This window comes from Macrococcus sp. S115 (assembly GCF_030067655.1).
In the GTDB taxonomy this organism is placed as follows: domain Bacteria; phylum Bacillota; class Bacilli; order Staphylococcales; family Staphylococcaceae; genus Macrococcoides; species Macrococcoides psychrotolerans.
In genome coordinates, this window is sequence record NZ_JASJES010000009.1 from 1 (window position 1) to 19,700 (window position 19,700).

Consider the following 19,700-nt stretch of genomic DNA (forward strand, 5'->3'; position numbering starts at 1 on the left):
ACTCTTTATGTAAATTTCAGAACACAACTTGTTGAATATAAACTGATTGATGAACAGTCAATTTTTATTGATGGTACTAAGTTAGAGGCAAGTGCTAACAAGTACACATTCGTATGGAAAAAGAAAATTCTTTCGTATCAAGAGGACTCGCTTTCTAAAGCTAAGTCTATCTATGACGATCTACTGAAACAGGAAATCATTCCTGAAATACAGAATGAAAGTAAGGACGAAATCACAATAGACTCTTTAGCGCATATCGAAAGAAGTCTAAATCAAAAAATCGAAGATTTAACATTTCAGATTGATAATGAAGAGAATGTCACGGAGAAGAAGAGAATAAGAAGTGAAAGAACCCCAATCAAAAAGACGCATAAGGTGATTAAAGATATCTACGAAAGAAATATAAGATATAATGAGCAATTGAAAATCCTGGGCGATCGAAAAAGCTATTCTAAAACAGATTGCGATGCCACATTCATGAGAATGAAGGAAGACCATATGAAGAACGGTCAATTGAAGGCAGGATATAATCTACAGATTGCGACAAACAATCAATTCACTCTGGCTTATGACGTCTTTCCAAATCCGGCGGATTCAAGAACACTCACTCCGTTCTTGAATAATTTCATAGATTTGCATAAGCAACTTCCTAAATATATTGTTGCCGACGCTGGATATGGAAGTGAAGAAAATTATGAGACTTTGATTGATGAGTTTGAAGTTACACCTTTAATTCCTTTTAATACATACTATTCGGAGCAATCAAAGAAGAACAGAACAAATATTTTTAATACATTTAACTGGCCATATAATGAAATTGAAGATTATTTTACATGTCCCGAAAATCACAATCTTAGATTCTCTCATTATTCAAAGAGAAAAAATGGTGATTTCGGAAGTATATCCAAAGTATACCAATGTGAGATGTGTCAAAGTTGTCCACTAAGAGATAAATGCATTTCTAAAAATACTAAGGGCAATAAAAGTATTTATAGAAATAATAATCTTGAATACTTCAAATCAGAGATTCGCAAGAAGCTTTCAGATGAAAATACCGGAAGAATCTACGCAAACAGAAAGATAGACGTAGAACCAGTATTTGGATTTCTGAAGGCTATTTTGGGTTACACACGAATGAATGTGCGTGGTAAATCTAAAGTGAAGAGAGATATAGGCCTTGCGCTAATGGCAGTAAATATAAGGAAAATGGCCACCTCACGTGGTGAAAATAAAAATAAAAATAAAGAAATAGCGATAAAATTTGATTTTCATCAAATTTTATCGCTATTTTTATTATCAGGAGTACTTATGTCCCGGACTCTTATTTTTGTAGGTATGTGTTTGATATAAGCATACTTGATAATACAATAGATATGTATTTAATCGTTGAGTCCATCTTCAAGGATTATGACTATTATGCACTGTCCGGATTTTATTGAAGAGATATTATTCATATGGATTAGAACGATCGATCTCTTCTCCTGTTTCATCGTATTCAACCACTGTTCCATCTTCATACACATCAAATGACATCACAGGGTCGCCATCATCATCAAAGATACCAAAACCATATCCGAATGACTTAACCTCAGGTGTACGGACATCACCGTAGTCACTTAAATCAGATACGCTAAGATGATCTTCAGCTGCCTGTATTGCATCATCAGCTGTTTCGACCATAATAATATCAGATCCGCTGTCAGACTCAGTATCAGAATCTTCATCATCATTTGAATTTCTTTTAGCACGTTCCTCGGCTGCTTTTGCGCGTGCCTCAGCAGCTTCTGCACGTTCTAATGCTGTCTTCGTTTCTTCTTTCTCTTGTTCTTTTTCTGCGATATAGGCATCGATATCATCTTCATCGAATGATAATGTCACGCTATTTGAACCTTCAGCTAAATCGATGTCTGTTAACGTTTCTGTAGGGGTCTTGAAATTCTTGCCATCAAGTTCACCTTCAGCATAGATGCTTAATGAATCACCTTTATATGGTCCGTAAGTTGTCTTATTACTATTGTAATCCACTTCGTTATCATTAACGAATACTTGTGTTTCTGAAGCATCAAGCTTACTATCACCTTCAACCTTAATATTGATGAAATGTTCATCGAATGCTAATTGGGCTTGTGGTTCTGACAAAACATCAATATCAAGCGTCCCGTCTGTAGACTTCCCGTCTATTATCTTCTTCGCATCTAATGCATATTTTCCGGCTACGAATGTACCGATTTCTGTTTCTTTGCCATCTGCTACAGCGATAGTGTGTTTCTTGCCATTGAACGAAAATTCGATCTCTGCATTTTCTTTACCGTCAATCGATACTTTATGGAGTACAGGTTCGAAGTTATACTTAGGGAACACACTGAAATATTTTCCGTTACGCTTTAAGTCTAAGACGTCACGCTCACCAATTTGAATCGTAGTTTCATTCTTACCCTGTGCAACGCCATGAAGTTCATTCATAAACTCATCTTTCTTACCAAACTTTTCAATCACCGTTGCAAAGGCTTTCGCTTCTTCTTCAGCAATACCATCTTGACCGACTGTCAGCAAGTTGCTGAGTGATTGATAGTCTTTGTCATTGATGGCAGTTTCGATAGATTTGGCATGTGTTTCAGGGCTATATTTATGATTTAGGAAGAAGTATGCGCCGATGAGTGCAGCGAGTAATAGTCCGATGAGTAGGAATGGCCATACCGGTTTTTTCTTTTTATTTTCTTTTACTTTAACCTTCTCTTGCTTTTTCTCTTTCTGTCTGCTCTGAAGCGGTTCTGGTGTCGTACTGTTATGAGTAACTTCACTTTCTTGAGGAGGAAGTGGGGTACCACAGTTCGTGCATACTTTGTGTGATAGTGGTGCTTCCTGACCACAGTTTGTACAGAATTTCTTCATCGTCTGTCTCCTTTTATATAATGATATATTAATTCTAAAGTAAAAAAATACAATATACAATATAAATTAAACGAGAAGACAATATTTACAACTTATTAAAATAACCAACATTCGTATAGAATGATAAAGATGAAATTATGCATAAGAGCGATTATAATAATAATAAAAAGAAGGAGTTCGTTATGACTACAATAATGAAAGGTGCAGAAAGTTATTATCACCAGGGAAATAATATAGGGATATTGTTATCCCACGGTTTTACCGGGGCAACGTTCAGTATGATGCCACTTGCAGAAGCGTACAGTGAGGCAGGATATACGGTATGCTTACCTCGACTTGCCGGTCACGGTACAAACTTAGAGGATATGGCCGCTTCAACATATGAAGACTGGATTGAAAGCATTGAAGAAGGGCTAACAAAGCTTAAAGAAACATGTGACACAATCATGATGTCAGGCTTATCCATGGGAGGGACGCTGACGCTTTATATGGCAGCGAAACATCCGGAGATTAAAGCGATTATTCCGATTAATGCAGCGGTTGTTATCCCGTATATGCACGCGGCAGCACATGTGGATCTCGATATTATACCGGGAAGCGGTAGCGATATTAAAAAGCAGGGTGTACCTGAAATCGGTTATAAAGATACACCGATGAAAAGCATATTAGAGATTCGTAAGTTAATGCGTACTGTAGAAGAAAGTTTATTCCAGATTAAATGTCCTGCACTGATTTTCGTAAGCCCTGAAGATCATACTGTACCTGCATTTAATGCGGATCTAATCTATACGTCAATTCACAGTGAGTGTAAACACATCATTGAAACCCCGAATAGTTATCATATGTCTACACTTGATAACGACAAGGAATTCATTATAGAGCAATCACTTTCATTTGTAGAAACAATGATAAACGGTTGATTACTCAGCTGTTTTTTTGTCTGGAAGATTCATCTGACTGATTACCGGGTAATTTCAAATAGGAGGTAATATATGAAACTTACAGTACAGGAACTTTATGATTGTTTATATGATAATCTCGGGCCACAAGGATGGTGGCCGGCAGAAGATAATTTTGAAATTATCATTGGTGCGATTTTAGTTCAGAATACAAATTGGCGCAATGTAGAGCGCTCCTTATCGAATTTAAGAAACGCGACACAGTTCGATCCAGAACGCATATTAAATCTGCATCTTTCTGAATTACAAAGTCTGATCAGACCAAGCGGTTTCTATACGAATAAATCTGCTGCAATTATAGCAGTATTAACTTGGCTGAAAAGTCATGAATATGGTTTCAGGGCGATTGATAAGCTATATACAACAGAGCTTCGTAACGAGCTGCTAAAACTTCGTGGTATTGGATTTGAAACGGCAGATGTGTTACTCGTATATGTATTCGAACGTGTCGTATTTATCGCTGACACATATACGAGACGCTTATTCAATGCGCTTGGTGTTCAAAGTAAAAGTTATATGGACCTATATAATAAGGTCACCTTACCTGACACATTTACACCGCTTCATGCGCAGGAATTTCACGGGCTACTGGATGAATTCGGTAAACGTTATTTAACCGCGAAAGGTGTGAAGGGTGCGACTTTTTTAGATGACTACTTCTTATGAGAATATCATCGTCTGCATATTACTTTGTGCAACAATCACGGGCCAGTAGAACGGTGCGTCTTTCCAGCCGGAGTCACTGTGACCGTTCTGTCTGAGCAGTATAACGCTTGGATGTGTTTTACCGAGCTTATATGCCGTCTGCAATTCATCGTGACCTGTGTCTGGTCTGTCAGCAAACCTTTCATCACTACGTAATCTGCTGATATTACGGTTCGTTCTGACGATGACCCATACGAGGTCATCTTCTGATAAGTATTCAATCATCTCAACGTAGCGTTCCATCTGAAATGGTAAATGTGTATAAATAAGTGTCTCATTGATCGCCATCAATATATCACGTACGTGGTGGACAGGGACGAGTACATTTTGGCCGGTATGACGTACAGCATGTTTTTCTAATGCACTGACCATTTTATCGATGCGTTTCATCGCCTGGTTTAACTTCGTTTTGTTGACCGTTTCAAAGCCAACAGGTAAGAATCGTTTACGAGGTCTCACTGTAATCAGTTCAGACATTAATAATTTATTAGGATTACAAGGGACGATCTCTCCTTGTGCATCTTTCGTTAAGAACTTCACGATATGATCCTGTTTCATAATCGCTTCGCGTAACCCTTCATCAAAGAAATGCATACGCTGCATCGCACTATAAATTCGGGGTGTCGTATAGAAACGAGTGACCTCCATATCTTCCATCGGACGAGCACCATACATACGTGAATGCTGCAGCACAGTGTCCTGCTGGAACTTACGTGGATCACGGCCATAATAGAAACCGATTAAGTTGCCGACAGTGATACCGCGATCTAATATTTGACCGCCGATAAAGAAGGTCATCGGCGTACGTAGTCTCAGCTCACCATTATAATCGAGCAGTTGAGTGACATCTTGTTCAGAATTGACGATTTCAATTAACAGCTCTTCATCAATTATTGATGACTTCACAGATTCCAGAACATCAGTGAAATCTGGCATATGATTTACAGAATGCTTTAAATCTTCATAAGCGGTATGAACTAAATCACGAAATAATTGAGGGTTTTCTGTAATGCTTTCCTTTAACTTCGACTCCATACGACTGACGACATCATATTGCCACACGTGTGCTTTTTTCGTCGTAATCGTATGCATAATAAAGCTGTATTTCGTAATGTGATCATTACTTAGATGTCTGACTTTCGCACCGACGATAAAGTTCATCAGTGCATGACGCAATCCTTCCAGGTTCTTAGACGTTAACAGATAATCATCTTTTACACGTCTATTATCAGACTTACGTAATATTTCAAGTTCACTTTCATCGATTGCATGATATAAACTGCGCGCTGCAGGTGATTGTTCCTCAAAGTAAAACTTGCCACCAACATACTTATCATGTGTCGGGACGAGGACTGTAAACGCCGGACGCTTCGGCTGATAGCCACGTTCTGCAAGCACGTCAGCATCCGGCTGTAAGTATAACGAGTAAGGCGTTGCTGTAACTTGTAAGTATGCAGCAGTCGGTAACATCGCTTTAATATCATCAAGCTTTGTCGCGATTTTCTTCAGCTCTATTAAATTACGATCCTTATCTTCACTATAAACAACCGACGCATAATCCGCTTCATCATCGATAAACATTACTTTACGCATCTTCATCTCAGGATAATCGATAAAAAACTGTTCAAGTCGCGCCACATTCTTAATTTCTTTCTTCACGATGATGATCTGTTTCTGCTTCAGTTCATACTTACGTAGCTTCGGCATATGGATAATATCATGCACAATGACCTTATCCTCATCCATTGCACGTCGAAACTCTGCTGCGACACGCGCATATGTCTGACGGGCAAGCGCATTTGAATTCTTCGTTAATATCACGATGCAGTCGAACACATCATCCAGCGCAAGCGCCATCGTACCGATATAACTACGCGTCTTACCTGACTGGATACGCCCGAACAGCATACCCGGACGAAACGTCTCCGTAGAATGCACCTTTAACTGCGCTTTTGTTTGCTGCATGACTTCAATTTCTTCTTCGCTGTAATGATTCAGATGATTTACACACCCAAAAAAATACCCATCTAATTTCAACTGCACTCAATCTCCTGTTTATTGTATAATTGTATATTCTACTATAAACTTAAACTAAAGACATGAAAGGAGTGTAATTATGAACAGAAAACCATTTTTCTATATTATGATATTCTTCCTGACATTCATATTTGCGAATGTCATTCGAAATATTATAAGCGGTGAACCGTTAGAAAACTATTTAATCTATGCACTCGTCGGACTGTTCATATTAGCTTCAATCATCTCAGACTTCATTAAGATCTTTATGGATGGAACAACGCGCACGCTTACAATGGGCAGCAGGATAACGGCACTTATGTATGCAGTTATCATCGCACTATCAATTAAAGGACTCACAATGTCTCACGAATCATTCGACCGTGCAATTTATATTGCATATATTATCTTCAGTGCGATCCTGCTCGTCTTAACACTTTATATGGACCGTGTGAGAAGAAAGTCAGAAACACTTAAATAAGGAGAGAGGCTTATGATCATCATCGTTATATTATTCTTATTGCTTGGTATTTATATGTTAACCGGACGTGGAGGGTTTCTTATTGCCGGATATAATACGTTACCTGCAGAACAAAAAGCGAAGTATGATGAGAAACGTCTATGTAGATTTGCAGGTGCTGTGTTCATTATAGCTACTATGTGCTTAGTACTTATCGAATATACAGAAGTCAATGAAGTGTTTGGTATCGCAGGATTTATCACTATAATATTGGCATTTGTCATCTTAGTGAATACATCTGATTATTTCAAAAAACGATAGTATGGTGGTTCAAATGAGATATTATTGGCACTGAAAATGGCACTCAAACTAGATTTGAGTGCCATTTTTTTAAGGATTCTTCGATTTGGCCATGAAATTGGCACTGAAACCTTAAGTCTTGAAATATTCTTTGGGCCATAATATTAACATTCATCTGCATCGTAGATTTCTTCGCTACTCATCTAGAGTGAGAAAACTCACTGTACATTAATTAAATACCATACCACCATCAATAATCAATGCTTGACCTGTCATATAATCACTGTCAGGCCCAGCTAAATATGAAACACAAGCAGCAACATCAGCTGATTCAGATAAACGTTTTAAAGCAATATTTTTCGCAAATTGTTCTATTCCCCATTCAAAAGGTTTGTCAGCTTCTTTAGCTGTTTATTCAGCAATACCATTCATCATCGGTGTTTTTACAATACCAGGGCAATACGCATTAACTGTTATCCCTTTATCAGCTAAGTCTACTTATCTTTGTAAAACAGTAGGGAAATTTCATAAAATATTTTTTTAGTAATACTCTAATAACAATTTATTACCGTTATAATAGAATTATATTATACAGACAGATGGTGAATGTGTATGAAGAAATTAATATTCGTAATAGTATTGATGCTAATATTATCTGCGTGTAGTCATCCTGAGCAGAAAAAGAGCGATTTAATTGTCTATTCTCCATATCCGGAGCGTTTTATAAATCCAATTATTCAGGATTTCGAACATGCAACTGGTCAGCGCGTACAAGTGATTCATGACTCTACACGTAAATTAATAAAACGAATTGAACACACCCCTATGGAGAATCGGGGGCATGTGTTTGTTGGAGGTTCTTTAAGTGAACTTGAAGGCAGCAGAAGTATTATTCACGGAGAAATCCAGCCATTCATTTATATGCCATCCGTATTTATTGTAAATAAGGATTTGATAGGAGACATACAAGTCAGCAAATATCATGATTTATTGAATCAAGATTTATATAAGCAGTTCAGTTATCCGAATCCGGAACTGACCAATACAGGTTATCAGCATAGAAGTGCTCTGGAGACAATCTATAATAAATCACAATCAGAGAGGGTATTAAAATGTGGTGTAAAGCTGGATAAGACTGCTGATGTAATGGAACATGTGATTTCCGGCAGAAGCTACGTAGGACTGACTTACGAATATACTGCGATGGATTATATTGATGCAGGGTATCCTTTAGAAATTGTCTATCCGTCAGACGGCACCATTATCAACACAGATGGAATTGTCAGAATCAATGGCACTACCCATCCAAAGCGTGATGATTTTATTCAGTATATGCTAAGTAAAGAAGTTCAGCGTCATATTTCAGATGTATTTCATGTCAAATCAGCACGTAAAGACATACCATTCAAAGCGTATAAAGTATTGAAACCTCTGGAAGAAATTAATGTCCTTCAAAGGGGGGAGTAAGATGAACCATCAGCTATATAAGCGCAAAATTCGGCGCACGCTTATTTTGTTTGCGATTCTTCCCGTGTTCTTACTAACAATGATAGGGCTATTTGCTTATTATGCGATATACATTATGAAGACCGATCATGAGCTGAATCAGGTCAATAAAGCGATGGTCAGTATGATTGAGAATGATAGAAAGCACATCCAGGAGCGATACCACGACTTTACTAAAAATATCCCGGGAAATACTACGGATATATATCGCACTTTATACGAACGGAGTAATGATAGAAAACAGCACTACATCTTTAAGTTTGAATACGATAAGCTCTATACAAACAACTATGGCAATATCGCTACGATACCTATGTATGAGCAAGATGGGGAGCAATCCCGACTTACTATAAGTGTCCCTGCAAATGTACTTAAAGATGTGATGCATTATCATGACTATCATTATGTAGTTACTGACTTGTATGACAACATATATTACAGTAGTGATGATCATCCTGTAGGTGACAAATATTCATACGATGAACGCATGCAGATTACAGCATTTCATAAAGATGATCAGTTAAAGCTCTATGTATATCAGGATCTGACACAGACAATTGACAGGGGCATCATTTTAATCAGCATTTTACTTGGCACATTCTTTCTTTTGATTATGATTACCATGTATTCTAGCAAACGTCTTGCACATCGACAAACACAGGATATCGACGAAATAATTGCACATATCAGGCAAGCTCAAGTCAGAGCGTTGACCACATACGAGCCTTTAACTGCGCAAAGCGAACTCGAAATCATCAATCGCTATGTATTCGAATTGTCTCAGCTCAATGAACGATTATTAAAGTCGACGAAAGAATCGAACGAAGCATTAAGACAATCACAGCTTAAATCATTGGAGAACCAGTTCCAGCCTCACTTCATCTTTAATACAATGCAGACAATTAACTATATGATAGATACGGATAAGAAAGCTGCTAAGAAGATGATGATCAAGCTCTCCTCAATATTACGTTATGCCTTACGTGTAAAAGAGTCTGAAGTAACTTTCAAAAAAGAAATCGATTACCTGGAAGACTATGTGTTTATACAGAATATTCGCTTTGATCAGGCCATCCATTATACGATTGATATTGATGAATCTCTTATGAACCTGCAGACTGATAAGCTGTTGATTCAGCCGCTTATCGAAAATGCAATTAAATATGGAGCGATTGAGAATGGATTGAATATTAAAGTACGTATTAAACCACTCCGTAATGGCGATATATATATAGCGGTATATGATGACGGTATAGGCATGACCAAAGAAAGGCTAAAAGAAGTAAGGAGCATGATCAAACATTATAAACTCCGAAATATTCATATCGGAATGCAGAACATACATCAGACGTTACGCGTTAAGTATGGTGAACATTACGGTATGAAGGTGTATTCAGCATATAATAATGGCACATTGGTAACGTTACGTGTGAAGAAGGGAGGTACATATGTATAAAGTACTGATTGTTGATGATGAGCGGATGATACGTGAAGGATTAAAGTCATCCATTGACTGGCAGAAACTGATGTTTAGTGATGTATATCTTGCAAAGGACGGCATAGAAGGTCAAGATATGATATTACAGTATGAACCAGATCTTGTCATTACAGATATTAAGATGCCGCGTATGAATGGTATTGAAATGATGGAAGCGACACGTCAAATTGATTATGAGAAGCTGATCCTATCAAGTTATGATGACTTTGAGTATGCTAAAGCAGCGATACAGTTCAAAGTCGTAGATTACCTGCTTAAACCGATCGATGAAGATGAGCTCAATACCTTGCTGCAAACCATCGTAAAAACATTCAAAACAACAAAGCGTACAGTGCCTGAAATATTGAGGCCGGTATTAATGACAGACTTTGATAATTACTACATTAATCAGGCAGTTCACTTTATCAAGGCTAATATACAAGCTGAACTTGATAACGAGATTATCGCGAATGAACTCGACATTAGTACATCATACTTAATGCGTACTTTTAAGCAGTTTACCGGAATAACGATTAATGATTTTATAAACCGTTATCGTGTATATCGCTCGCTTGATCTGCTTGAAAAACATCTTAAAATCTATGAAGTCTCTGAACAAGTAGGCTATAACGAATATAAAGCATTCAACTATAACTTCCATAAATACTTGAAGATGACACCAAATCAATATATGAAATCATAAAAAAAGTCGAGACGCTTGTCTCGACTTTCATTATTTCATCTTACTTTCTAACTTTCTAATCTTTTTTTCTTCCGCTACAGCAACGATACTTAGTAATATCATACCAAGAATCAGCGCCGCATAGAACACGATAAATACATCCGTCCAGCCATGTAATACATATCCAAAGACATTTAATCCCTTACTTTCTGGGTCAGCAATCATCGCTAAACCAATCTTAGCCATCGAGTCACCGAAGAGGTAACCGAATGTACCAGTCATACCGTTGGCTACACTGATCGCACGTTTCGGTACAAATCCTACGAGAGAGACACCGATCAACAGCTGAGGACCGAATATTAATGCACCAAGACCGAACAATGAGGCATTGACCATACCGACACTTGTCGCGTTCTTGTAGAACATTACAACAAACACAATGAGAAACATACACATAATTGCAACGAGTGCACGACGACCTTTCAATAAATCAGAAACGTAACCCCACATCAAGCTTGCAATTAAAGCGCCAATTTCAAAGTAAAAAATAGTATTCACTGCATCTCCTGCATTGAATCCAAGATGCTCAGTCACATATAATGGTGCCCAGTTATCAATACCGATACGCACAATATATACGAATATGTTTGATACACATAGAATCCAGATGATCGGATTCTTAAGGATATACGTCTTGAATATCTCCCACTTCGTCATATCCTGAGATGCAATATTCTCCTCGTCCACAGGTTCTTCGAAGATATCTTCACAGCGATTCCATCCTAACTCTTCAGGATCATCCTTACCGATGAAGAGTGTGACGATACCGATGATTAAAGCGATGATACTAGGGAAGATGAACATCCCGATAACATTACCGTGGAAGAACATGTTCGCACCCCATAATGCAAGACCCCCTGCAATGGCACCACCAATATTATGTGAAGCATTCCAGAAACCGAGATAACGCCCACGCTTTGTTCTTGGTGCCCATCTGGAAATTGTAGAATAACTTGCCGGACCACCGACAGATTGGAACATACCGTTTAATCCCCATAACACAATCAAGAAACCAATCGCTGAACCGAAGTAACTCAGCGTGAAGCCCATAATCAGTACAATGATAGACGACATAATCAATAAGAACGAAATAATACGTTTCGTATTTCTACCATCGATCATATAACCGATTAATGATTTACCAAGGCCATAAGTGATACTGAATGCAAGACCGATGTAACCGAGCTGTAAAGTTGTGATACCAAGCTCTTCTTTTAACATCGGTTGTGCAGCTTTGAAGTTGTTTCGGATTAAGTACATTGACATGTAAGCAAAGAATACAACGAAGAAAGCCTTTAAAAATTGTTTACGCCATTCTTTTCTCTGAACTGGAATGGGGATTCCTTTATTAGGAATCTTCTGGATATCAAAAAAGTTCATAAATACGCGCCTCCTTTTATTTGTCTTCAGTGTAATCAATTATGAAAACGTTTAATATACGATAAAATATTATTTTGTCTGAAGGAGTGAACGAAATGAGACTTCGATGACATAAAATCCTGTAAATATAAAGGATGCCCTCCCTATAATGAAGTTAAATTTATAGGAGAGGTTGAGAGTAATGACATTAATGATACAACCAGTATTCAAAGAACGCATCTGGGGTGGCAGACATTTGAAGGAATTCGGATATGAGATTCCGAATGATAAAACAGGGGAGTGCTGGGGTATTTCAGCACATGAGAATGGTCCGAATATGATTGTGAACGGAGAACATGAAGGCAAGACATTAAAAGAGTTGTGGGAAGAAAACACAGGACTATTTGGCGTTCAAACGACAGATAAGTTCCCACTCCTTACAAAGATTCTTGATGCGAATGATGAATTATCTGTGCAGGTCCATCCAGATGATGCATATGCACAAGTACATGAGAACGGAGAACTCGGTAAGACAGAATGCTGGTATATCATCGACTGCGATGAAGACGCTGAAATCATCTACGGGCATAATGCGAAAGACAAAGCCGAGCTGGAGAATATGATACATGAGGGCAAATGGAATCAACTTTTTAATTCCATTAAAGTCAGACCAGGGGACTTCTTCTATGTACCTAGTGGAACAGTTCATGCAATCGGTAAAGGCATCCGTATATTAGAGACACAGCAGAATTCGGATACAACATACCGCATCTATGATTATGACCGTACGGATAAGGACGGTCATAAACGCGAGCTACATATTGATCAAAGTATTGATGTGATTTCTTTTAATGAAGATAACTCAAGCACAGAAGCGGAAGTTACTGAAGTACAGGGAAATGTCATTAGAACATATATCTCTAACAGTTTCTTTACAGTGAAACAGCTACTGATAGAAGACCATTATGAATATACCAAACAACAAGACTACACATTGATGAGCGTGCTATCAGGTGAAGGAACGCTAACTGCTGACGGACAAGTCTATACAATCAGAAAAGGCGATCATTTTATTCTGACGACTGAAGATAAGGAAATTGAGCTCCAAGGTAAACTCGATATTATTGAGAGTTATGTATAGTATTTAGGCGTATAAATAATGCGTTGACCTTTTGAAAACACTAATGTATGATTAATATCAACTAAATAACTTATACAGAGAGATGGAGGGAATTGGCCCTGTGAAATCTCAGCAACCGGCGTTTGCACGGTGCTAAATCCAACAGGTGATTCCTGAAATATGAGTGTAGACTTTATACCCTTCTTTTTCAGAAGGGTATTTTTTTTATGGAGGGATAGATATGTCAAATGGTTTCAGAAGAGGAATGGAAGCACGTCATGTGATGATGCTGAGTTTCGGAGGTGTCATCGGCACAGGGTTATTCTTAAGTACAGGGTACACATTACAGCAGGCAGGGCCTATCGGAACAGTGGTGAGCTATGTTATTGGTGCACTGCTTGTTTATATCGTGATGAAATGCATGGGTGCTCTAGCAGTAGCACACCCCGATGTTGGAGGATTTCATACGTATGCGAATATTTATATTCATCAGTCGATAGGGCATGTCGTTGCCTGGAGCTACTGGCTATGCTGGACGATTGCGCTGGGATCCGAAATAACTGCGGGTGGTATCTTATTTCAGAAATGGTTTCCGGATTTTCCGGTATGGTTGTTCAGTCTGGTATTCATCCTCGTGATTGTCGGGATAAACTTTACGACAAGTAAGATGTATGGTGAAACAGAGTTCTGGCTATCACTGATTAAAGTAATTGCCATCATTGCGTTTATTATTATTGGCTTATTAATATTATTCAATGTCGTACCGTCTGACTTAAAGCCGGTCACTTCAAGTGAGAAGCTATTTGATGTACCGAATGGATTATTCGGCATCTTTATTACGATGCTTGCGGTAAACTATGCGTTCAGTGGGACGGAGCTCATTGCGATAGCAGCGGGAGAGACGAAGCATCCTGAGAACGTAATACCGAAAACCATTCGCTCGACAGTATGGAGACTCGGGTTACTATTTATCGGGACCATCGTGATCATGGTCTTACTCTTACCAACGGATCAAGCGAGCTTACTCGAAAGTCCATTTGTTTCGATATTGGATAGCGTCGGAATTCCTTATGCCGGAGATATTATGAACTTCGTTATATTGACGGCATTGCTGTCAGCAGCAAATTCAGGACTTTATGCATCCAGCAGAATGTTATGGAGCCTATCAGAGCAAGATAATGTATTACCAATCGCAAGAAAGCTGAATAAGAACGGTATGCCGGTTAACGCGACAATCATTAGTTTAGCTGGAGCATTACTCAGCCTGTTATCAAGTGTGATTGCACCGACGACTGTCTATTTAGTACTGGTCTCTGTTGCAGGATTTGCCGTAGTCGTTGTATGGATGAGCATCTGTGTGGCGAGGTTCAATCAATTAAGAAGAGAAGGTGTTACACAACGTACAGCATATATCCTACCGGTAGCAGGATTTGCATTATGTCTTATTTCTACAATCGGCGTACTCTTTGACCCGAACCAAAGACTTGCGACACTGATTGGATTACCATTCTGTATTATCGTCGGACTAATTCATTATTTCCTGAAGAAGAAAGGGGCACATATTCATGCAGCTACGAGATAAGTTACAGCAAGACATCGTAATATTAGACGGAGGCTTTGGAACGACTGTAGAACAATTCGGATACGATGTGAAACACGAACTATGGTCATCGAACTTAATCCAGTCCAATCCGGAAGCGGTGTATAAGGTCCATAAAGCATTCGTGGATAGCGGTGCAGAGATTATACTGACCAATACGTATCAGGCATCTGTACAATCATTCTTAAATATTGGCATTGATAGAGAAACAGCACGCACATATTTAGCGAAAGCGGTGGAACTCGCAACGCGCGCAGCAGGCAATCGAGCAATCGTTGCAGGATCACTTGGGCCGTATGGTGCGATGCTCGGTAATGGCTCAGAGTATACAGGGGACTATGAAGAAACTGAAGCTGATTATATTCAGTATCATAAAGAACGACTAGATATACTAATCGAAACAGGTATAAGTGTCTTTGCGTTTGAGACCATCCCTAACATAGAAGAAATTAAAGCAGTGAGAACACTGCTGCTTGATTATCCACATATTGAGGCATGGATTTCAGTGACACTGAAAGATCATGATCATCTGTCAGATGGCACACCACTTGAAGCAGTGATTGAAGTAGTGAATGAGATTGAAAATGTATTAGCATTCGGTGTGAACTGTACAAGCGTGAACGTCATCGATGCAGCAGTGGATAAGTTGATCACACTAAGTGACAAGTCGTTAATACTCTACCCTAATAGTGGACGTCAATATGATGCAGTTCACAAAGTATGGATTGATCGGGAGGATGCATCGCTTGTTGAAGCGGCACCACGCTGGAAAGAAAAAGGAGTGAAGATTATCGGCGGATGCTGTCAGGTCGGACCGGGGGAGATAAAGGAACTCGGGACTGCTTTAAAATAGAAGTTAATATAAAAACAATTAAATATAATAAAGAAATAATAATAATGTATCTTGATAACCTTATTTTGTATATAATAATACAAAATATACAAAATAAGGAGAATATCATGAAACGTTTGAGAAATTTATTTATTGCACTGATTGCTGTACTTTCAATAATCAGTATTTCAACACCGGCAAATGCTGCAGGATACTACTATAAGTACAATGGGTATAGTGGTAATAACTATCAATTTGTAAAGTCTAAGGCATTTATTAATGCGGTGAAGAAGGGTAAAGTCACTGTTAATGGAAAGACGGTTGTCAATAAGGTACCTATGGAATCAGTCGACAAATCATCAGAGACAATAATGACGTATAGTCTTGAGAACAAAAAGATTAAATCGAAATATATTCAAAGAAAGTATGATAGCGTATTCTTCCTGAATGATCATCTAAAGACGTACGCAATTATAATGCCCGTTAAAAAAGGTAAGATTACGAAACAACAATTTATCAAAATGTATGGTAAAAACTATGCTGAAGTGCAAGTAATCGATAATGAAATAAGTGTATATTATAAATTCAAAAATCATTACTTTGAAGGTGCTTTTAATAAAAAGAATCAACTGATTGCTGTCTCGATGAGTTCGCATATTGGCGGACAATTCGGCAAAGAATTTGACCAAATGATATTTGGGAAATAATATGAAAATGCTGCAGTGTCTATGCTATAGATCTGCAGCATTTTCACTATATATCATTTGCAGACACCATCTTAAAATTTGATAAGTAGTATAATGAAAGAAAAACTTATGAGGTGTGCTATGGACAAATGCTTAATTATTGGATCAACAGTCTGTGACGTAGTGATTAATGTAGATCAGCTACCAACGACAGCAGGTGACGTACATATATCAAATCAGACGATGGCACTTGGTGGATGTGCATACAATGTAGTGTCGGTATTACATCATCTAGGAGTGCCTTATACATTTGTATCCCCTGTGGGCACAGGAATGTACGGGGAGTTTGTCGCACGTGAGCTGGAGAAGCAAGGGATACAAACTGAAGTACGCGTCGAGGGAGAGAACGGATGCTGCTATTGTTTCGTTGAACATCATGGCGAACGTACATTTATGTCGCATCACGGTGTAGAGTATACGTTTAATCCACAATGGTTAGACGGTTTGAATTTAGATGATTACAAGTATGTTTATATATGCGGGCTAGAAATTGAAGAACGTGATGGAGAGCAGTTGATTGATACGTTAAGCAATGTTGATGCAACAATCATCTTCGCACCAGGACCACGCGGGAACTTGATTCCTCAAGAACGTATGGAACGCGTGTATCAACTCTCACCGATTGTACACTTGAATGAACAGGAGATTAAGGAGCAAACAGGTTGTGACACGGTTGAAGCGGCACTTGAAGTATTGTATGAGAAGACTCATAACAAGATTGTCGTAACACAAGGAGAGCAAGGTGCAATGACATATGACGGTATAATCACGCATGTGCCGGGAGAAAGCGTGAGAGTTAAAGATACGATTGGTGCTGGAGACAGCCATGCAGGTGCATTTATATCGAGCCTTGCTAAAGGAATGGATGACAAATCTGCACTGACATTCGCAAACAAAGTCGCAGCACAAGTAGTACAAGTGAGTGGGGTTGGATTGAGTGATGAGGTGTGGGGAAGAATGAAAAACTATAAAATTTACTAATGGGAAAATTATCAAATAGTAGTTGATCAAAGTAGTATTATATGATCCAATAAAGTAAATATATTTATTGAGGTGATTTAATATGCATGAAATAACTTCAGAAATGATTTCATTAGGTCAATTATTACTTGATGATAACAAATTGTTTTATATTCCAGAATTCCAAAGAGATTTTGTATGGAAAGATGAACAGGCAAGGGAATTAATTAATGATTTAAAAGAAGACACAGATGGATTTATAAAAGATAATGATGATTTACAAGGATATTTACTAGGAAATATTGTATTAATTGAAAATGATAAAAAACGTTATCTTGTAATTGATGGTCAACAAAGATTAACAACTTTGACATTACTTTTTAAAGTTTTATATGAAAGAATAGATAGCATAATTGAAAGATCAGAAGGTAAGGAAAGAGACAGGTGGTTAAAAAGAATTGGTCAAATAAGTAATGGTTATCAGGTTGTAGATGATGAAGATAACTTTAAAGGATTAAGAATTATTCATGATGAAGGATTGACATTTGGCGGATTTTACAGAGACTTAATAACTGACAAAATATCTGAAGATACTTTAATTATTAGTGATTCAGATAATAATATAAGGGAAGTGTATAATACGTTATCTGATGAATTATCTAATCTTAATGACGCACAAATGAGTAAATTTATCTCTTATATTAAAAATAAAGTGAAGTTAATAGTAACAACTGCACCTTCTGAAGGTAAGGCTTTTCAGTTATTTGAAGTATTAAATGATCGTGGTCGTTCATTAGAACCAATGGATTTAGTAAAAAATACATTTTTAAAAATCATAAGACAAAGTGGTTATAGTGATGAAGATGTTAAAATACTCAATATGAATTGGAAAGAGTTTATAGAGAACCTTCAAATAACGCCTAAAAAGAAAATAGCATCATCTATATTTATGAAACATTTTATAGGTTATGAATATAATAAAAATATAAAACAAGATCGATTATTCGATTTTTTTAAGAATCATTTAAAATTATCAGGAGATGACATTATCTCTCTAGTTAAAAAAATAAATAGATATTCTAAAATATATACATCAATAGAAAAAAATTCACTCGAGAATTATTATTTAAAAGATAATCAAGATATGTTTCTTATTTTTAAGCAATTTGGAATAAAACAATTTCATCCTATACTAATGAGTTTCTATGATGCTCCTGAAGATATAAAGACAGAAGTTGCTGATTTATGTTGTAGATATGGAGCATCGATTATCTTTTCATCTACACAAACAAATGTGATTGAAAAAGAAATGGTAAATATTATAGGGAAGATAAAGAGTAGAAAAACTTTTCAGGAAAAGTATGAATCTTTGAGGAGTCATATACAATCATTAATAAATAACAATTCTGAAAAATTAGTTACCAATATTGGAAAAAATAATTTTATTAATTCCACTGGAGGTACTCAAAAAAAGGTAAGAGATATGATGTATTTTATAGAATTGAAATTCAATAATAACACTCTTATTATTAGGCCTCCTAAGGGTAAAAGAATAACGATAGAACATATTTTGGCAAAGAAAACGGAAATAAACGATATGAATATTTATGGTTTTAATGATACTGATGAAATGAATAGGCACCTTAATCGAATTGGAAACCTAACTTTATTATATCATGATGAAAATACATCGATTGGAACAAGACAGTTTATAGAAAAATATGATACATACTTAAAATCTGACTTTATAGTTACTAAGTCAATTGTTACGAAACTTGAAACCACAATTAAAAATGGTGCAGAGACTGAAAGAATTAAGTTGTTGAATGAACACCAGCCGCAATATTTAAAAAATGAAAAATGGACGAAAGAATTAATTGAATTAAGAAGTAATAAAATTTCATGTTTAGTAGATTTAATAATTAAAGGCAGTATAACAAAATAGTTAATACATTTATTTTATGATTCCATGAAAATATTCCTAACTTCAAAAGTTGGGAATATTTTTATAAATTAATCAATAAAT

Annotated in this window: 17 protein-coding genes, 1 pseudogene and 1 riboswitch; of the genes and pseudogenes, 14 read left to right on the top strand and 4 right to left on the bottom strand. The window is 37.1% G+C overall.

Translation table 11 applies throughout. The annotated features are described in order from the left end of the window. Window positions 1–1,350 (top strand): IS1182 family transposase (locus tag QNJ52_RS09840; protein ID WP_283722464.1); only part of this gene is annotated, 1,350 nt, incomplete at its 5' end. 96 nt (window positions 1,351–1,446) lie between these two features. Here the strand turns inward: QNJ52_RS09840 and QNJ52_RS09845 are convergent. Beyond that, the gene (locus QNJ52_RS09845) at window positions 1,447–2,892 is read right to left on the bottom strand and encodes a TcaA second domain-containing protein (RefSeq protein ID WP_283722465.1); all 1,446 of its coding nucleotides are present in this window, start codon (window positions 2,890–2,892) and stop codon (window positions 1,447–1,449) included. A 182-nt stretch (window positions 2,893–3,074) separates the two neighbouring features. On the opposite strand from QNJ52_RS09845, the gene QNJ52_RS09850 reads away from it, so the two are divergent. Beyond that, the gene (locus QNJ52_RS09850) at window positions 3,075–3,812 is read left to right on the top strand and encodes an alpha/beta hydrolase (protein ID WP_283722466.1); all 738 of its coding nucleotides are present in this window, start codon (window positions 3,075–3,077) and stop codon (window positions 3,810–3,812) included. Between the two features lie 72 nt (window positions 3,813–3,884). Beyond that, window positions 3,885–4,517, top strand: coding sequence for an endonuclease III domain-containing protein (locus tag QNJ52_RS09855; RefSeq protein WP_283722467.1), 633 nt, complete (start codon window positions 3,885–3,887; stop codon window positions 4,515–4,517). Here the strand turns inward: QNJ52_RS09855 and QNJ52_RS09860 are convergent. Then, a complete protein-coding gene (locus QNJ52_RS09860; RefSeq protein WP_283722469.1) occupies window positions 4,512–6,599 on the bottom strand; it encodes a Z1 domain-containing protein in 2,088 nt (695 codons plus the stop codon). The genes QNJ52_RS09855 and QNJ52_RS09860 overlap by 6 nt on opposite strands. Before the next feature lie 73 nt (window positions 6,600–6,672). On the opposite strand from QNJ52_RS09860, the gene QNJ52_RS09865 reads away from it, so the two are divergent. Both QNJ52_RS09865 and QNJ52_RS09870 read left to right on the top strand, forming a co-directional pair. After that, window positions 6,673–7,053: a hypothetical protein gene (locus QNJ52_RS09865; RefSeq protein WP_219493795.1), complete on the top strand. Its 381-nt coding sequence runs from the start codon at window positions 6,673–6,675 to the stop codon at window positions 7,051–7,053. A gap of 12 nt (window positions 7,054–7,065) precedes the next feature. Beyond that, on the top strand, window positions 7,066–7,353 hold the full coding sequence (locus QNJ52_RS09870; RefSeq protein WP_283722470.1) for a DUF3784 domain-containing protein: 288 nt from the start codon (window positions 7,066–7,068) through the stop codon (window positions 7,351–7,353). Window positions 7,354–7,560: 207 nt separating this feature from the next. Here QNJ52_RS09870 and QNJ52_RS09875 read toward each other — a convergent pair. Beyond that, window positions 7,561–7,827 (bottom strand): annotated as a pseudogene (locus tag QNJ52_RS09875) (SDR family oxidoreductase); the annotation flags it as partial. Window positions 7,828–7,944: 117 nt separating this feature from the next. Between QNJ52_RS09875 and QNJ52_RS09880 the strand changes: the two are divergent. Genes QNJ52_RS09880 through QNJ52_RS09890 form a run of 3 tightly spaced genes read left to right on the top strand, consistent with a single transcriptional unit; the run spans window position 7,945 to window position 11,018 of the window. After that, window positions 7,945–8,799, top strand: coding sequence for an extracellular solute-binding protein (locus QNJ52_RS09880; RefSeq protein WP_283722472.1), 855 nt, complete (start codon window positions 7,945–7,947; stop codon window positions 8,797–8,799). A gap of 1 nt (window position 8,800) precedes the next feature. Next, the gene (locus QNJ52_RS09885; RefSeq protein ID WP_283722473.1) at window positions 8,801–10,294 is read left to right on the top strand and encodes a sensor histidine kinase; all 1,494 of its coding nucleotides are present in this window, start codon (window positions 8,801–8,803) and stop codon (window positions 10,292–10,294) included. Continuing rightward, window positions 10,287–11,018 carry a response regulator transcription factor gene (locus tag QNJ52_RS09890; protein WP_283722474.1) on the top strand — a complete coding sequence of 244 codons (732 nt, stop codon included), beginning with the start codon at window positions 10,287–10,289 and terminating at the stop codon, window positions 11,016–11,018. The genes QNJ52_RS09885 and QNJ52_RS09890 overlap by 8 nt, the downstream gene beginning before the upstream one ends. 30 nt (window positions 11,019–11,048) lie before the next feature. Here QNJ52_RS09890 and uhpT read toward each other — a convergent pair whose 3' ends face one another. Next, window positions 11,049–12,437, bottom strand: a complete 1,389-nt coding sequence (gene uhpT, locus QNJ52_RS09895) for a hexose-6-phosphate:phosphate antiporter (RefSeq protein WP_219493799.1) — start codon at window positions 12,435–12,437, stop codon at window positions 11,049–11,051. Window positions 12,438–12,618: 181 nt separating this feature from the next. On the opposite strand from uhpT, the gene manA reads away from it, so the two are divergent. From manA to QNJ52_RS09925, 6 genes are all read left to right on the top strand, one after another. Next, entirely contained in the window at window positions 12,619–13,557 is a 939-nt protein-coding gene (gene manA / locus QNJ52_RS09900; protein WP_283722475.1) for a mannose-6-phosphate isomerase, class I, read from the top strand. Between the two features lie 67 nt (window positions 13,558–13,624). After that, a riboswitch (SAM riboswitch) is annotated at window positions 13,625–13,723 on the top strand. 54 nt (window positions 13,724–13,777) lie between these two features. Further along, complete coding sequence (locus QNJ52_RS09905) at window positions 13,778–15,118, top strand: amino acid permease (RefSeq protein WP_283722476.1); 1,341 nt, start codon at window positions 13,778–13,780, stop codon at window positions 15,116–15,118. Beyond that, window positions 15,102–15,989, top strand: coding sequence for a homocysteine S-methyltransferase (mmuM, locus tag QNJ52_RS09910; RefSeq protein WP_283722477.1), 888 nt, complete (start codon window positions 15,102–15,104; stop codon window positions 15,987–15,989). The genes QNJ52_RS09905 and mmuM overlap by 17 nt, the downstream gene beginning before the upstream one ends. Window positions 15,990–16,096: 107 nt before the next feature. Beyond that, complete coding sequence (gene isaB, locus QNJ52_RS09915; protein WP_283722478.1) at window positions 16,097–16,675, top strand: immunodominant staphylococcal antigen IsaB family protein; 579 nt, start codon at window positions 16,097–16,099, stop codon at window positions 16,673–16,675. 120 nt (window positions 16,676–16,795) lie between these two features. Continuing rightward, on the top strand, window positions 16,796–17,695 hold the full coding sequence (locus tag QNJ52_RS09920; protein ID WP_241427476.1) for a carbohydrate kinase family protein: 900 nt from the start codon (window positions 16,796–16,798) through the stop codon (window positions 17,693–17,695). 82 nt (window positions 17,696–17,777) lie between these two features. Next, window positions 17,778–19,619, top strand: coding sequence for a DUF262 domain-containing protein (locus tag QNJ52_RS09925; RefSeq protein ID WP_219493810.1), 1,842 nt, complete (start codon window positions 17,778–17,780; stop codon window positions 19,617–19,619). Window positions 19,620–19,700: the final 81 nt, after the last annotated feature.

Excerpts from the sequence above, each read along its gene's own strand:
- QNJ52_RS09885 (WP_283722473.1), top strand. The coding sequence starts at position 8,801 with ATGAACCATCAGCTATATAAGCGCAAAATTCGGCGCACGCTTATTTTG.
- QNJ52_RS09880 (WP_283722472.1), top strand. The coding sequence starts at position 7,945 with ATGAAGAAATTAATATTCGTAATAGTATTGATGCTAATATTATCTGCG.
- QNJ52_RS09865 (WP_219493795.1), top strand. The coding sequence starts at position 6,673 with ATGAACAGAAAACCATTTTTCTATATTATGATATTCTTCCTGACATTC.
- QNJ52_RS09890 (WP_283722474.1), top strand. The coding sequence starts at position 10,287 with ATGTATAAAGTACTGATTGTTGATGATGAGCGGATGATACGTGAAGGA.
- QNJ52_RS09925 (WP_219493810.1), top strand. The coding sequence starts at position 17,778 with ATGCATGAAATAACTTCAGAAATGATTTCATTAGGTCAATTATTACTT.
- QNJ52_RS09920 (WP_241427476.1), top strand. The coding sequence starts at position 16,796 with ATGGACAAATGCTTAATTATTGGATCAACAGTCTGTGACGTAGTGATT.
- QNJ52_RS09850 (WP_283722466.1), top strand. The coding sequence starts at position 3,075 with ATGACTACAATAATGAAAGGTGCAGAAAGTTATTATCACCAGGGAAAT.
- isaB (WP_283722478.1), top strand. The coding sequence starts at position 16,097 with ATGAAACGTTTGAGAAATTTATTTATTGCACTGATTGCTGTACTTTCA.
- QNJ52_RS09905 (WP_283722476.1), top strand. The coding sequence starts at position 13,778 with ATGTCAAATGGTTTCAGAAGAGGAATGGAAGCACGTCATGTGATGATG.
- QNJ52_RS09845 (WP_283722465.1), bottom strand. The coding sequence starts at position 2,892 with ATGAAGAAATTCTGTACAAACTGTGGTCAGGAAGCACCACTATCACAC.
- mmuM (WP_283722477.1), top strand. The coding sequence starts at position 15,102 with ATGCAGCTACGAGATAAGTTACAGCAAGACATCGTAATATTAGACGGA.
- uhpT (WP_219493799.1), bottom strand. The coding sequence starts at position 12,437 with ATGAACTTTTTTGATATCCAGAAGATTCCTAATAAAGGAATCCCCATT.
- QNJ52_RS09855 (WP_283722467.1), top strand. The coding sequence starts at position 3,885 with ATGAAACTTACAGTACAGGAACTTTATGATTGTTTATATGATAATCTC.
- QNJ52_RS09870 (WP_283722470.1), top strand. The coding sequence starts at position 7,066 with ATGATCATCATCGTTATATTATTCTTATTGCTTGGTATTTATATGTTA.
- manA (WP_283722475.1), top strand. The coding sequence starts at position 12,619 with ATGACATTAATGATACAACCAGTATTCAAAGAACGCATCTGGGGTGGC.